The following is a 15,506-nucleotide window of genomic DNA, read 5'->3' as shown; positions in this document are numbered from 1 at the left end:
GAGTGAGGGGTGAGGGGTGAGGGGTGTGTTTATCTCACGCTGTGTACTCAAGAAGCATTTTGTGACTTCAGGTAGTTAATCAGGCCACCCAGGCGGGCGAACAAGTGGTGTATGTCTTCGGTAAGCGGATAAATATCATCGGCAAAGTTCAGCTGGGCTGCGATCAAAAGCTGAGTTTCAAGTTCGCTGAGAGAGCCTCGGGCAATATAAAGAAAGCGCAGAAAATCGGCGTTACTGCCCCTGGCGGCACCTTCAGCTATGTTGCTGGGCACCGACACGGCGCAGCGGCGCATCTGGCTGATAAGTCCAAAGCGCTCGGAGTCGGGAAAATGAGTGGTAAGCTGGTACACATCAGTAACCAAGCGCATGGCATCTTTCCAGACATCCAGGTTATGATGTTTACGCATAGCAAACCCTGAGTGAGTAGCCGTTTAAAGCAACAGTATAGCCAGTGGCAGAAGTACTCGCTTAGCAGCGAAATTCTCCTCACTCCTCACTCCTCACTCCTCACTCCTCACAATTTCAAGCACCCGGGTGAGCTGGCCGAACACCTCGTAGCGCACATTGTAGTGGTACAGGCGCACCCCGTACTGCTGCCAGCTCTGGGCCACCCGCTTGTAGGCCGGGCGCGGATCCTGCACCAGCACCTCGGTGATAAACTCTTTAAGCTCCGGAACGGAGGAACGCTCGCAGGCAAGCTCGGCCGCCGGGCTGAAGATCACCTCCATGCTGATGTCCGGCGGCGCCGGCGCAAAGCCGCCGTGGGCGCCCGGCACCGCGTCGGCCCACGGCAGGTAGGGCTTGATGTCCACCACCGGGGTGCCGTCCACCAGATCCACGCCGCCCAGCTCCAGCCAGACTTTGCTGCCGTCCCGGCACATGTCGAGCAACTGTACCACCGACAGCCCCAGGGGATTGGGCCTGAAGGTGGAGCGGGTGGCGAACACGCCCACCCGCTCGTTGCCACCCAGGCGCGGCGGGCGCACCGTGGGGTTCCAGCCCTGCTCCCGGGTGTGGTGGAACACGAACACCAACCACAGGTGGCTGAACTCGGCCAGGCCGCGAAAGGCGCTGGGCTCGTTGTAGGGGGGCAGTATCTCGAGCCGGGCGCGGGCGCGGGTAACCAGCCCCGGCTGGCGGGGCACGGCGAACTTTTCCTTGTAGGGCGAGCGGACCAGGCCGATGGGGTCGAGGCAGACCGGCTCCATCAGTCGGCAACCACCACGGCCTGGCCGCTGCACAGCACCTGCTCCAGGCAGCCGGGCATGTCGTTAAAGCGGATGCAACTGTCTAGCACCACGCCGTTGGCGCCCATGTCGGCGGCGCGGCGGCGCAGCTGGGCGCGGGCGTCGGCCTCTTTGGGCGGTGCCTCGTTGGCCTCTATCTGGCAGGCCTCGCCCTCCACCGAGCCCAGGGTCACGTAGTTCACCCCTTCCAGCTCCGCCTTGCTGTAAAGCCGGACCGCATCGCCCTTGTAATATTCCTTGATACCGGTGGGAGAAACATTGCTGTCGAAACCCCAGCCGGCACAACCGGAAAGGGCGAGGGCGGCGAGGGTAACACCAAGAAGACGCATGACTTGTCCTTAATAGAAGAGTGAAGCTGCGCCTATTCTGCACCATGGCGGCAAGGCTGCCAATGGCTCCGGAGCGCAGCGGGTTCTTGGAGCGCAGGCGGCCCGCCTGCATTCCCGCGCAGCGGGAACAAACAGGCCCGCCTGCATTCCCGCCCCTGGAGCGCAGGCGGCTCGCCTGCATTCCCGCTCCTGGAGCGCAGGCGGCTCGCCTGCATTCCCGCCCCTGGAGCGCAGGCGGCTCGCCTGCATTCCCGCGCAGCAGGAACACATCATGTAGGGTCGAATTTATTCGACCAAGGTTCTCGACCAAGACACCCGACCAAACCACCCAACCAAGCCCCCTCGACCACTCCTGTCGCAAAAAGCACCACAGCCGCCGCCCATAAACCGGCACAAGATAAAACCTGCCCTTAATATCGCTCACTCCTTGTCCAATCAACCACTTGGGGGATTGCCGAACACACAAAACCGGTTATAGTTAAGCACTTGCAAGCACGCCTCCCATGCGGGTGTAGTTCAATGGCAGAACGGCAGCTTCCCAAGCTGCATACGAGGGTTCGATTCCCTTCACCCGCTCCAAGCATCTGAATAAAATCCATTTTTAGCCCTTCCCTAGAAACCTCGGCTTTTGCGGGACCACTAATTTTTATTTATTTTTGATATTGATTCTCATTTTTAATTTCACTCCCTAACCCACACTAGCGACAAAAATTGCCATATATCCAAGGTTTTATCGCCCCCATAATTTCAGTACACTTGCCCGACATTTTTTATCTGCAGCCCGAACAATTCGCAATATGCAACGAAAGTGCCGCCCGGTAGGGCCGTTCGGTGCAAGAAGCGGATTGTTGGCAACACCGGCAGCACGGCTGCCGGGCAGACTGTGCCGCAGGCCGTGGGGGATTGGCCAACACAACCCTACGGGCGGTAGCGTTTCTGGGGGCAGATCATGAGTCAAGAGTGGATTATAAAAATCCATATAACAAAACCTTAGTTTACGGCTTGGCCGATTGAAGGCCAGTAACACAGGCGATTGGAGGTGGTGCTGGGAGAAGGAAGTTAGCTGCCGACTCTGGCTCCACCGAGGCAGGCTGGAGGCTTTGCTGAGATCCTGTGTATTTCTTTTGATGCTCTGAATGCCGGCACTGGCCGAAAGACGAGTTCGTAGCATAAGCAACAACGAGAAGGCTGCAATAGTGACTATCTATCTATCGCTAAGTAACTGTTCCGAATGGTAGATCACTACCGGCAGCGACTGGGTTCCGCTAAGCAGATCCTCCGCGCCAGGGATGGCACGGCGGAGCCCCCCAGGAATGGGTTCATGGCGTGTCTACGTGCGGGACCCGGTCGATGTAGCACTATTAGGATCAGTTATTTAGTTCTTTCAGGGCTTGAGGATCGTAATCTGCTCTGTGTCAATAAATCTTGAAACGCAAAGAACATAGGAAAAATGAAAAAAATTCTTACCGTTTTTGGTACTCGCCCCGAAGCGATCAAAATGGCCCCTTTGGTACATGCTCTGGCTGCAGATAGCCGTTTTGATGCCAAGGTATGTGTTACTGCACAGCACCGTGAAATGCTGGATCAAGTGCTTGAGCTGTTTGACATAACGCCTGACCATGATCTGAATGTTATGAGGCCAGGCCAGGATCTGACAGATGTGACCTGTGCCATTCTGACAGGTTTGCGTGAAGTACTGTCTACTGAGAAACCAGACATCGTCCTGGTGCATGGTGATACGGCCACAACTCTGGCTACTTCTTTGGCTGCCTATTATCAGCAAATTCCCGTAGGGCATGTTGAAGCAGGGCTACGTACCGGCAACCTATATTCACCCTGGCCAGAAGAAGCCAATCGTAAACTGGCTGGCTCGCTAGCTGCCTTGCATTTCGCTCCAACCACAACCTCCCGGACCAATTTGCTGGCTGAAGGTATTGCCGAAGGCAATATTGTGGTTACCGGCAATACCGTAATTGATGCACTTCTGGATGTAGTACGCAAGTTGAAGCACAACCAACAACTGCAGACTGAGATGGCTGAGCGCTTTCTGTTTTTGCGGGAACATACTCAGCTCGTGTTGATTACCGGCCATCGTAGAGAAAGCTTTGGAGGTGGTTTTGAGCGAATCTGTGAGGCCATTGCGAAAGTGGCTGCTAACCATCCGGGGGTGGATTTTCTATACCCGGTGCATCTCAACCCGAATGTTCAGGAGCCTGTTCATCGGCTGCTGAATCATCTGAACAATGTACACCTGATTGAGCCTACCGATTACCTTCCATTTGTGTACCTAATGAACCGCGCATCCGTGATTTTGACTGATTCAGGTGGTATACAAGAAGAAGCCCCATCGTTGGGCAAGCCTGTTCTGGTAATGAGGGAAACCACGGAGCGTCCGGAGGCGGTAGAAGCCGGCACAGTGAAGCTGGTGGGTACCGACGTGGATACCATCGTGAAGGAGCTTTCACTGTTGCTGACTGATACCGCAGCCTATGAGGCGATGAGTTTTGCCCATAACCCCTACGGTGACGGTGAGGCCTGTGCCCGCATTCTTGAAGCACTGTCCGGCTTTGGCCAGAAATAAATTATAATTTTTTGATTAAAAGGTATCTTATGGAATTCAATACTATTTCTGTGATTGGGCTGGGCTATATTGGTTTACCCACCGCCGCTGTGATTGCTTCCCGTCGTAAGCATGTTATAGGAGTGGATATTAACCAGAGCGCAGTGGATACCATTAACCGTGGTGATATCCACATTGTAGAGCCAGAGCTGGATATTGTGGTTCATGCTGCAGTAACAGAAGGTTACTTACGAGCAACCACCAAGCCTGAGCCAGCAGATGCCTACCTGATTGCTGTACCAACTCCGTTCAAGGTTGAAAGAGGCAACGATCATGTGCCAGATCTTACATATATTGAAGCGGCGAGCAAAGCTATTGCCCCATTATTACAGAAAGGCAACCTGGTGATTCTGGAATCCACATCTCCAGTGGGTGCTACTGAGCAGATGGCCCAATGGCTGGCTGAAGAGCGGCCAGATCTGACTTTTCCGCAAACTCATGGTGAAGACTCGGATATCCGTATTGCTCACTGTCCTGAACGGGTTCTACCCGGCCATGTGGTAAGAGAGCTTGTGGAGAATGACAGAGTCATCGGTGGAATGACTCCGAAGTGCTCCGAAGCGGCTGTTTCTTTGTACAAGATTTTTGTCGAAGGAGGTTGTATTACCACTACCGCTCGCACTGCTGAGATGGCCAAGTTAACGGAAAACAGTTTCAGGGATGTGAACATTGCCTTCGCCAATGAACTTTCCATTATCTGCGACAAGCTGGAGATAAATGTTTGGGAATTGATAAATCTGGCCAATCGTCACCCCAGAGTCAATATCCTCCAGCCTGGCCCGGGTGTAGGTGGTCACTGCATTGCCGTGGATCCCTGGTTCATTGTGAGTGAAACACCTGATGAAGCGCGGATTATCAGAACGGCCCGTGAGGTGAACGACAGTAAACCGGAATGGGTGCTGAAAAAGGTTCAACAAGTCATTGATAAATTCCTGAGTGCAAACCCGAGTAAAGCCGCCAAGGATGTAACCATTGCCTGTTTTGGACTGGCATTCAAACCGGATATTGATGATCTGCGTGAGAGCCCTGCGTTGAAAATTGCCAATGCTATTGGGGAGCTACATTCTTCTATTATATGGGTCGTTGAGCCAAATATTAAAAATTTACCGCTTTCGGTATCAACTAATTTAATGCTTGTACCTATGAGTCAAGGGGTTACTGCAGATATTATAGTCCTTCTTGTGGACCATCGAGAATTTAAAGAGTATGATTTCTCTTTACATGATTTTTTATTTATGGTTGATACTAAAGGGCTGTGGGGTACAAGATGATCACTAGACTCAGTTAACCGAATTAGTAGTAGGTAATAATATGAAGCTTAGCTATATAGCTCGAGAAGTTAGGCCATTAAATCAGTATTTTTCTTCGAGAATAGTAAATCACGTCAAATATATGTCTATTGGTGTTTCCAAGGTGGTTTGGCAACACTTTTTGAATGAGAGGCAGCAGGGGTATCTAAAAAAATACTTGAAACACAGAAATGAAAAAAGATATTCTTATTTTTTTAATTTATACCAAAAGTATGGTGTAGAGACAGTAATTGAAGAAGTAAATAAACAATGTAGATCTGAAGGGAAACGTGCCAGAATATTTTTAGGTTTGAGCCGGCTTGTTATGTCGGTTAATGTTGGTGATGCACTAATTCTTCTCAAGTTATCAGTGGCTTATGATAGTAGAGTTGAGTGGAAACTTAAATGTGGGCTTGCAGCTTGGGATAACGGTAGTATTTCTTTTGCATGGGAGCTAATACAGGGCTTGCCTCAGAATCTTTTTTCGTCGGTATCAATTTTAGAAAAAATTAGGCAAATTGAAGGTGCTTATATTTTAAAAAAACATCTTCCCCAAATACCTAGTAAAGAGATTAAGCCTGTGTATAGCCCCGAGCCTAATGTATCAATGTATGTGGCATCTAGCTCACGCCCTTATCACGTGACTGGCTATACATCAAGGACCCATGATATAATTCAAGCTCTTCAGCATAAAGGATGGACGGTACACTGTGTTACGAGACCAGGTTATCCGCTTGATCGGTCAGATGCAAAATATATTACAAAAAATTTGGTGAATGAGAGCGATGGGGTTTGCTATGAACGACTCCGAGGAAATCACCGACGCCAAGTACGATATGATGAATATTTGAATGAAGCAGCCGAACGAGTTGTCGAGGCTGCCCTACGGATAAAACCATCTATTATTCATGCAGCATCTAATTATGAGTCAGGATTACCCGCTCTAATTGCAGCACGAAGGCTAGGTATACCATTCATCTACGAAGTTCGCGGACTTTGGGAGTATACATCTGCATCGAAGAAACTTGGTTGGGAAAATACTGAGCGTTTTGACTTAGATCGTTCGATTGAGAGTTTGGTATCCTGTCATGCTGACCACGTGTTTACACTAACTCAGGCTTTATCCAGTGAGCTGGTTTCTCGATATGTGAGTTTAGAGAAGATTAGCCTTTTGCCAAATGCAATTAATGCCGAGAGATTTAAACGTATTAAACGTAATGATGTACTGGCTACTAGCATGGGGCTTGACGCTAACCATTTTGTGATAGGGTATGTTGGGTCGATAGTTGCATATGAGGGATTGGATGATCTAATTACAGCAGTGGGAATCCTTAAAAAAGAGTTACCTCAACTTCGCCTGATAATAGTTGGGGATGGTGATGCACGTTTTTCTCTTGAAGAACAAGTAAAAAAAGCTGAACTCGATAATGTAGTTATATTTATTGGAAAAGTATCCCCAGAAGAGGTTAAAAAATACTATTCATTGTTTAATCTTTCTGTATTACCAAGAAAGCCCTTTAAAGTATGCGAACTTGTTTCTCCATTGAAGCCACTTGAGTCAATGGCTATGGGTATTCCTCTACTAGTCTCCAGTGTGCCAGCTCTTGCTGAAATGGTTGAACATGGTTGTACAGCGTTAGTCCACGATGCCGGAGATCCTTACTGTATTGCTGATAAAATTCTTATACTCTCTAAAAATTCAGGAATGGCTAAAATGCTTGCTAGGAATGCATTAGAGTTTGTTCACAGTAATAGGACATGGGATCAAGTCGTTGAAGAAATTGTGCAGCAATACTCTAGGTTGGTAGAGGCTAATATTTAATACCTTAAAAGAGGTTTTATGTTTACTTATATTAAGAAGAAATTTAAAAAACCTGTTGCTTATCATGTGCTCAAAGACTTGGATAGAATAGTTTGTATTGATGATAGCAATATTTTCAAAAAAGAGTTTTTCGCTTGTATATGGAGTAGTGAGATTAAAAGGATAACTAAAGTAAATTATGCATTTGCTTTTAGTTTGTTTTGCGGCTTAGATAGACTAATGAGTAATGATAAGGAGAGTGTTGAGCCTAGTATTCTAAGCCAAAAATCATCAATTCCAACCTGCTTGCATGTTCTTATATGGCTATATGTAAAGTCCCGTGGGATAGAGGATATATCACGACCAACAATCAGGGGAAATAGTAAGACCGTTGTCTTAGGGTTACGTGTCTTGAATCAGTACACCCCTGATCGGATGGCTCTTGAACGACTTTATGACGAGGTTTACCAAGATCTAGATATAAGTGGTTTTAATGGCGATGAGTTAAAGGCTTTTCTATCTTTTCTTCTTGCAATTAAGCGCTATGATGATTTTATTCACTACTTGGAAAAGTATGGGGAAAAAGATGTAGTGGATCTTGGCTATCTGAAAAATGCTGCCCATGTCTATCTTTATATGGGGGCTTATGAAAAACTTGAACAATTAAAAAATAATGCTCGTGGTTTACTGAAAGAGAAAGAATATATTGAGTTTATCATTTCTCTGAAAGCTGCAGCATTAGATAAGAATGATGGCCATGTCTTACTTAAAGGGCTTGGGAATAAGCTTATTCCTCAATCAAAAGTTTATGACGTAATAAATCTCCTCTACAAGAAAGGGTTTAGCTATTCAGAGCTTGAAGGATTTATACCTTCTGATGCATTAACTGACTATCAGCAACTGCGATTACATGAGATGGCATTGGAAGCACAACAAGAAAAAATGTTGGCCATGTGTGAAATAAATCCTGTCGAAATAGAAGTTTTTCGTGAAATAACAAAAAAACTACGTGAAGGTTATAAAACACGATTCATTAATCGTTCACCTGATGAAGTTGCACTTTATAACGGCGTTTGTCAGTTAGAAGAAAAAACACGAAAAAGTTTTTTACATACTGAATCAAGTTTTGAAGAATGCTTAGCACTTGTGAGTGAACTTCAACATCGCATAAAAAAAAGAGAGCCAACCTCCTTTGTTAGAATTGGTGATGGTGAGGCACTATTTATACCAACGAATGAATGTGGATTTGCGAGTGGTGATAGAAAATCATTAGAGCGGATTTTAACAACTTGGTGGGGCAGTGAATTTAAGCCTACTAAAGAAGATTATTTTTCACTTTCTAGCATAATTGAGCAGAGTCTTAAGAGTGCTGACATTATTGGGGTTGTACCCAAGTGGCGTATATTTGATAATCAAAGCTATTCTGCAGAGTCGGCTAAAGAGCACCGTGATGCCTTCTTGCGAATGTTGGACTATTTCAATGGTGAAAGCTCTAGTTTTCTTTCTAAAACTGTATTGACGTCATGTCATGTACATCAGTCGCTTATTCGATGGGATTTATATAGAGAACTGTTTAGGGATTTAGAAAGTGTTTCGGTTATTTCATGCCACGATCTTCGGGAAAGCTTATTGCATCAGTTCGGATTGAAGATAAGAAAACAATATACTATTCCTCCAGAGAAAGCCTATTCTTCTCGGTTTAATGGAGAGTTATTGTCTGAACCTATGTATCCGGACTGTATGCAAAGGATTACGGGTGAGCTTAATGTGGAAGCTGGCGAGGTTTATTTGGTCGCTGCAGGCTTTATCGGTAAATACTTCTGCTACCGCATAAAGGAAATGGGTGGTATTGCTATAGATATTGGTTCTGCCGCTGATTACTTCATGGGCCATCAGACACGAGTTTTTTCTCATAAAGAAATTGAGTTCGAGCCTAGGGAATATCTGATTCCAGGTTCAGGAATTAAATCTTTTCCACTAATTAAATCTGGACGGTCAGATGTGCAGGGTTATATTACAACTGACTTTCGCACACATCGGAATATCAATTTACATTTAAATCATCAGCTCGCTAAGCGACAGCCAACTAGTAATCCAAGTTCTTACAAAGTTCAACTCATTGGGCACCCAAGGTGTGCATCTGGATATGTTGCCGGAATTCTCAGTAACTGTGGTATTCGGCTTGGACATGAAAAGTTTGCTAGAGATGGTATTTGTAGTTGGATGCATGCAGTAAGAGATTGTCATGTGCCATGGGGAAATGCACCTTATACAGACTTAAAGTTTGAGATGATGTTAGCTTATGCGCGCTCTCCGATTAAGTCTATTCCGTCAATTGCAATGGAGAACTGTAAAGCTCGCTCCTTCAGTTTTCGACGATACCATATTTATGATCTGGAGGGAGTGGATATTGCTGAGTTTGGTACAAGCTTGGAGAGGGCAATCGCATCTTATGTTTATTGGTATCGTATTGTTTTGCGGAACACTCTGGCGGGAGTTATTCGAGTTGAATGTTTGGAAGAGGATCTGATTGGTTTACTTCCTAGGTTTAAAAGTATTGGTTTTAATTTGAATGAATCTGATGTGTTAAATGCGCGGAAAGGTCACGTTAGAAGTAATGATTCAATTCATAAGTTTGATTTTGAAAAACCTATATATAGTAAAGATGATTGGGAGAACGTCAATGCCCACCTTCTTGATGAATTGGAAGAAGTTTCTCGTAAACTAGGTTACTCGAAAATGGAATTTGATTAATAACAAGGTAATCCCTCGGCTCTGTCGGGGGATATGGCCAAGGCAAGATAATGCGGCGCTATGAGCGGGCCAGCACCATCCTAGCGTCGAGCAAGTGCTTCATGGACTGGGGTGGTGTTCGGAGATCAGGTCATCGCCACGGCCATCCTCGACCGACTCCGGCACCACTCAACGACGCTGAACATCAAGGGGGAAAGCTTGGCCGGCAAAAACATGGCCATGATTCGGCATATTGTGTTCAATACATTGAAGGGAGATACCTGCTTTAAGGCCGGAATGAAGCGCAAAAAAAAAAAGCGAGCAAGCCGAAGCAACTCCTACCTGTCGCAAGTCTTGGCAGGACTGTGGGTTTCGTAATCTTGCCCTACCTCTTTAGTTGCTCCCAGTATCTGCTAGGAGTGACCTACTGTTCGGAACAGCCATTTAGCCCAAATTCCACTTAACCTGTCGAGAATATTGGTAAAATTGCTGGCTCCATAATTTTTCTCTATAGCGTTGTAGCTTTAATTTTTGTTTGGGACTTATTATAAAAATATGTATGACTTGAAGGGATATGTGCGGAAATTGTTTGAGCATCCTCGACAAGGAATGTTATCTAGGGTTATTTTAAGAACGTTTAAACTTATTCCGCCTTTTCAGTCGTTGGTTTTAGCCAAAAAAGGTGAGTTTACGCGACCGTTAGCTCTTCTGCGTGTTGGGTGTTTCGGAATTTCCGAGGTGTCGAAGCTCAAGCTCAGATTGGCTGATATGAAGAGCTATCTTGACAATTACCATTTTACCGATATTGAAAGTAGAGAGGGGAAAGGGATATGTAAACCATATAATGGAAATGTTGTTTGTGTATTTCACAGCTGTGGAGCCTATGATCCTTCAGGCTATGCATCTCGTTCCAGTGCGTTGATTGAAGCACTAAAACACCAGGGGGTGAATGTTCATGCTGTAGTAAGGCCAGGCTACCCTTGGGACTTACCAAAGCATAATTTTAAACTCAAATGCGAATCAAAGGAATATCACGGAATATCGTTTACGTTTTTCCCCCGCTCTCCTGTGACCTTGTATTCACCCGAAAGTGACTATATTGATAGCTACGCAGAACAATTGTGCAATTATGCTGAGGCTAAGGATGTTTCTGTTTTTCACGCAGCATCTAACTATCTCAATGGGATCGCTGTTGCCAAGGCTGGGCGTAAGCTTGGAGTTAAATCAATATACGAGCTAAGGGGGCTGTGGCATATCACCAAAGCCTTTTCTGTACAAGGCTATGAAAGCTCAGAGCATTATCAATATGTCGAGAAAAGAGAACTGGAAGCTTGCATTGCTGTAGATCATGTAGTCACTCTTTCAGAGGCAATGGCTGAGTGGTTAGCTGAGAAAGGAGTATGTCGAAATAAAATATCCGTTGTAGGAAATGCGACGTTTTTGCCAAAACAAATTGATGAGGATCAGGTTCGTGAAAAAGTAAGAGAACGTTACGGAATTCCTTTTGATGCAAAGGTTATTGGTTATCTCGGCTCGCTTGTCGAGTATGAAGGCTTAGATCTTCTTATTCAGCTTCACGCTCGCACCATTGAAAAAAAACGGCCTTATCTTCTTATCGTTGGAGGAGGTAAGCAAGATATATCTTTAAAAAAATTGGCTAAGTCGTTGGGTGCTGAAAACAGAGTGATATTTACAGGACGAGTCGACTCTAAGGATGTGTCTGCATATTACTTGGCCATGGACGCCGTAGCCTTGCCAAGAAAAGATCATCTTTTGACACGACTGGTTCCTGCTATTAAACCTTTTGAGGTGATGGCGCATAATCGGCCTCTGCTTATAAGTAGACCATTGGCTCAGGCATTGGGGGATACTGTACCAAAGAGTGGATATAGAGTAGTGGATTTTGAGCAAGCTCCATGCCTTTTTGATGTTTTAAGTTCTGTTGTTTATGAATCAAATAACAATCGTGTCCCCACATGGCAGAGTAGGGCTCTTGAACTTTTGAATGTTTATAAAAAAACTACCTCTATGCAAGAAGAACCTTCTTGGGGTGAGCACTGATATGATTATCAGCTTGAAGTGGTTAGTCTCACTTGGCCTGAAGTTTTGGCGTGTTGTTCCTTGGTCAACAATTGTTATCGTACTACTTACTCTGGTGTCCCAGCTGTCTGCATTGATTGCCTCTTTTCTGCCTTTGAAGGTTATCATTTTGCTGGGCTCCGATGGAATTCCAAAGTATATCCCTTATGTGCTGTCTGAACATGGTAAAGACGTTCTTGTTGCCATTTTTAGTGGCGGAGCTGTTGTTCTTTTTTTATTACACGTGGTCTTTGAAAGGTCAATTTCAATAGTAACTCATTTTGCTAGCGGAGTTTTACTAAGAAAAAGCAATAAGCTGTATTTGTTTGAAAATCAAGAGGAAATAGCGTCAACGTCTTATCAGCGATTTTCTAGAGGGTTAGCTGGCGCTGTTTTTTTTGCTCTGGGGTTTGTTGTGCTTGTCGTACTTTATCCTGAGATAGTGCTGGTTATATGTTCATACTTGTTGAGTGTTTGTGCGTTATTTTGGTTTTCCTATAAGTATCAGAGTGGCATTTTTTTTCGATTAGAACGCAATCTGGTTCAATGTCTTAAATTGGTCTCCAGTGTTGGTTTTTTTGTTCTTTTTGGATATTTAGTTGTTGATTTTGTTCTTTTTGAATCACAAAGTGTGATGGTGGCGATCGTGTCGATTTTGCTGGGGCGGATTATGTTACAGCGTATTACTGGCACGATTGTGGATATTTTCTCCTTAGTCAGTCTTAAGAGCAAGTTGGAGCCGCTTTTTTTTCATGGTAAAGCATTTATGTCGAGAACGCATGAACCAAACCATGGTGTGTGGTCACTTGTTCAAAATAATGATACGAAGGAATGGTTAGATCCACTTTTTTCTGAATACTTTGATAGCTGGAAGGGATGTAGCGCTGTACAGTGGTATCAAACTGGTACTCGTGATGTTCTCGGCCTGAAGGTGCATGGTAAGGATACTGATTCAGACGTGTTTTTAGTGAAAATTTTTGATGGTCACCGCAAGTCCTTTGCGGTTCATGAGTCGACGCTGGCAAGAGAGAAGATACTTGGCTTGCCATTCCCAGAATTGATAGCTAGCACTGTTGTCGGTGGTTTTCACTGCTTGCTTTATCGGATGCCTAACGGAAGGTCTCCTAAGCCAGATGAGATACATGGTATTCCCGAGATGGTGCAAGGCCGACTTATGTGCATAGAGCCGTCGGTCAATTTAACCAAGCTATATGGGCGATCCAGGCCTTTACTATGGGAGCGACTTGAGCCGTCTCTTCTCGATAAACTCAATGTTTGTGCGGTTAATTCTTCTCAAAGGGAGCATGTCGGCAGCTTGAGCTCGCGCTTTTTCCTGCTCAAAAACATACTTAAACACATGCCTCTTGTCGTCACTTTGCCCGATATTACCCCTTCTGGTATTCTGATTAATGACGAAGTAGATGAGTTGGTAATTCTGAACTGGGGAAAATGGGGACTTGATCCGATAGGAACCGGATGGCGAGTTGACCCCAAACGCCTGAAGAAGCTAGGTGTTTACTTGGAGTTCGCGACCCATAGGCGTCCGTCATTAGAAAATGTGTCGTTGGCTGAGGTAGAGTTGGTTGCGCTTGCTTCAGCTTTTGAAATGAAATACACCCGGCAGCTGTTCTCGGATGCGCTTGACCTTATTCCTGAAATGCTTGCCCGCTTGGATAGTGTAGAAAGGCGTGAATTAAATGCTTAAAAGTCAACATGCTATTGATATGCTGGTCTGGAACACTTTCCAGAATGACGCCCGTGTAAAAAACGAGGCTGAAACCTTGGCTCGTGCTGGCTATCGAGTTACCGTACATGCACTTCATGCCCCCGGCTATACAGAAAAAAGAGAGCTCCTGCCTTCAGGCGTTGAGGTAATACGCCATGGGTGCAGCCAAGGGTTGCGACTACTCAAACCCCGAAAACATACAGCAAAGCGTAACCATATTGAGCTTTTTGCCCTTCTTGTTGGCCGTCTGCTTACTCATCTGGCGATGATAGGTAGTCTTGTCCGTCGACGTTCGACGGTTATCCATGCGCATGATGTGAATGTATTGCCAACGGCTTGGCTGGCTTCAAAATTATCGGGAGCTCGCTTGGTGTATGATGCCCATGAGATTAGTTCGGGCAGAGAGGGGTATCGAAAAATTGGACGGTTGGTTTCCTGTATTGAGGGGGCTATCATGCCAAAGGCAGCAGGTAATATTACAACTACGGATGCTCGGGCGAAGTTTTTTGCCCGTGCTTACAGAATGCCCCGGCCTTTGGTGCTCCAAAATCGGCCTCGCCTGGTTAAGGTTGAAGATAATGATAGAATTCGGTGCGAGTTGGATTTAAAAGAGTCTTTTCCGATCGTCCTTTACCAAGGTGGGTTGCAACCTGGTCGTGGGTTGGAGCGGTTAGTTAAATCTGCAAAAAGGGTGGCTGGCGCCTATTTTGTATTTGTTGGTAGTGGCAGTATTGAAGTTGACTTGAAGACTCTGGTGAAATCTCTTGGCCTTGAAAGTAGAGTGTTCTTTATCCCGACAGTTCCTTTGCAGGAGCTGCCTCATTACACGGTATCTGCCGATATTGGTGTTCAACCTATTGAAAATACTTGCCTTAATCATTTTACAACGGATTCTAATAAGTTGTTTGAGTACGTGATTGCCAAGTTGCCTATTGTGGCTTCTGATTTGCCGGAAATTTCTCGAGTTGTAAAGCGGCATGACTTGGGACTATTGGTCCGTTCAGGTGATGAGGATGAGTTAGTCACGGCATTAATTCATTTGGTTGAAAGCTCCAAGTTGCGTCAGCGGTATTCTATTAATGCGGAGAAGGCATCGAAAACTCTGAGCTGGGAGGAGCAGGAGCAGGAGCTTGTTGCTCTATATAACTCTGTAATTTCCGGAGAGCATAGTTAATGGCATTTTGGGAACAACAAAAGCCTGTTCGTGTTCTGCTGGTCTCCTACTACTTTCCCCCAGACCTTTGCGCTGGCTCCTTTCGTGCCGAGGCGCTGGCTCGATCTTTGGTTACAACTAGTGGAAAAAATGTGCAGCTGGATGTGGTTACTACCAGTCCTAACCGCTACCAGAGCCATCGGCCAGTGATTTCGGATGACGGCGATTATCCTTATTCCGTTAACCGTGTTCCTTTGCCAAACACTATTGACGGATTGGTGGGGCAGGTTCGTGGTTTTTCCTATTTTTCGATGAACGTTCATAAGCACATCCCGGGTGAACAATACGATATTGTTGTGGCAACGTCCTCTCGATTAATGACAGCTTACCTCGGTGCTAAACCAGGGTGAGAGCGTGAACATTTTGTTAAAAACCAAGGTATTCATGCTCACTGCGCCGCCATCGCCCTCAGTCCCGCTGCCAAGACCTGATCCAGATAGTCTGTGTTCATGCTGGCTATCTTCTGCTT

General features: G+C 45.8%; 11 protein-coding genes, 1 tRNA gene and 1 pseudogene. 10 read left to right on the top strand and 3 right to left on the bottom strand.

Annotated features, from left to right (window positions below; translation table 11 throughout):
- Nucleotides 1-47: 47 nt before the first annotated feature.
- The 3 genes from CGX12_RS16150 to rcsF all read right to left on the bottom strand — a co-directional run bounded on the left by CGX12_RS16150 (nt 48) and on the right by rcsF (nt 1,576).
- Nucleotides 48-407, bottom strand: coding sequence for a four helix bundle protein (locus CGX12_RS16150; RefSeq protein ID WP_094040878.1), 360 nt, complete (start codon nt 405-407; stop codon nt 48-50).
- A 93-nt stretch (nt 408-500) separates the two neighbouring features.
- Nucleotides 501-1,208 carry a tRNA (N6-threonylcarbamoyladenosine(37)-N6)-methyltransferase TrmO gene (gene tsaA / locus CGX12_RS16145; RefSeq protein ID WP_094040877.1) on the bottom strand — a complete coding sequence of 236 codons (708 nt, stop codon included), beginning with the start codon at nt 1,206-1,208 and terminating at the stop codon, nt 501-503.
- Entirely contained in the window at nt 1,208-1,576 is a 369-nt protein-coding gene (gene rcsF / locus CGX12_RS16140; protein ID WP_094040876.1) for an Rcs stress response system protein RcsF, read from the bottom strand. The genes tsaA and rcsF overlap by 1 nt, the downstream gene beginning before the upstream one ends.
- A gap of 505 nt (nt 1,577-2,081) precedes the next feature.
- On the opposite strand from rcsF, the gene CGX12_RS16135 reads away from it, so the two are divergent.
- From CGX12_RS16135 to CGX12_RS19635, 10 genes and pseudogenes are all read left to right on the top strand, one after another.
- Nucleotides 2,082-2,155: transfer RNA gene (locus tag CGX12_RS16135), tRNA-Gly, on the top strand.
- A gap of 871 nt (nt 2,156-3,026) precedes the next feature.
- On the top strand, nt 3,027-4,157 hold the full coding sequence (gene wecB / locus CGX12_RS16130; RefSeq protein WP_094040875.1) for a non-hydrolyzing UDP-N-acetylglucosamine 2-epimerase: 1,131 nt from the start codon (nt 3,027-3,029) through the stop codon (nt 4,155-4,157).
- 29 nt (nt 4,158-4,186) lie between these two features.
- The gene (wecC, locus tag CGX12_RS16125; protein ID WP_094040874.1) at nt 4,187-5,467 is read left to right on the top strand and encodes a UDP-N-acetyl-D-mannosamine dehydrogenase; all 1,281 of its coding nucleotides are present in this window, start codon (nt 4,187-4,189) and stop codon (nt 5,465-5,467) included.
- 40 nt (nt 5,468-5,507) lie between these two features.
- Nucleotides 5,508-7,307 (top strand): glycosyltransferase family 4 protein, encoded by a 1,800-nt coding sequence (locus CGX12_RS16120; protein ID WP_094040873.1) that lies wholly within the window; start codon nt 5,508-5,510, stop codon nt 7,305-7,307.
- A gap of 18 nt (nt 7,308-7,325) precedes the next feature.
- Nucleotides 7,326-10,040 carry a GT-D fold domain-containing protein gene (locus CGX12_RS19645; protein ID WP_142995652.1) on the top strand — a complete coding sequence of 905 codons (2,715 nt, stop codon included), beginning with the start codon at nt 7,326-7,328 and terminating at the stop codon, nt 10,038-10,040.
- Between the two features lie 53 nt (nt 10,041-10,093).
- A pseudogene (locus tag CGX12_RS16115) lies at nt 10,094-10,245 on the top strand (ATP-binding protein); the annotation flags it as partial.
- 512 nt (nt 10,246-10,757) lie between these two features.
- Nucleotides 10,758-12,080 carry a glycosyltransferase family 4 protein gene (locus CGX12_RS16110; RefSeq protein ID WP_176442094.1) on the top strand — a complete coding sequence of 441 codons (1,323 nt, stop codon included), beginning with the start codon at nt 10,758-10,760 and terminating at the stop codon, nt 12,078-12,080.
- 1 nt (nt 12,081) lies between these two features.
- Complete coding sequence (locus tag CGX12_RS19640) at nt 12,082-13,803, top strand: hypothetical protein (protein WP_142995651.1); 1,722 nt, start codon at nt 12,082-12,084, stop codon at nt 13,801-13,803.
- Nucleotides 13,796-14,998 (top strand): glycosyltransferase family 4 protein, encoded by a 1,203-nt coding sequence (locus CGX12_RS16105; RefSeq protein ID WP_217898194.1) that lies wholly within the window; start codon nt 13,796-13,798, stop codon nt 14,996-14,998. Before CGX12_RS19640 ends, CGX12_RS16105 begins: the two co-directional genes overlap by 8 nt.
- Entirely contained in the window at nt 14,998-15,387 is a 390-nt protein-coding gene (locus CGX12_RS19635; protein WP_142995650.1) for a glycosyltransferase family protein, read from the top strand. The genes CGX12_RS16105 and CGX12_RS19635 overlap by 1 nt, the downstream gene beginning before the upstream one ends.
- The last annotated feature ends 119 nt before the right edge of the window (nt 15,388-15,506 follow it).

It is taken from the genome of Zobellella denitrificans (assembly GCF_002237365.1).
Classification (GTDB): domain Bacteria; phylum Pseudomonadota; class Gammaproteobacteria; order Enterobacterales; family Aeromonadaceae; genus Oceanimonas; species Oceanimonas denitrificans.
Note: the sequence above shows the minus strand (reverse complement) of the source record. Positions and strands in the feature narration are given on the sequence as shown.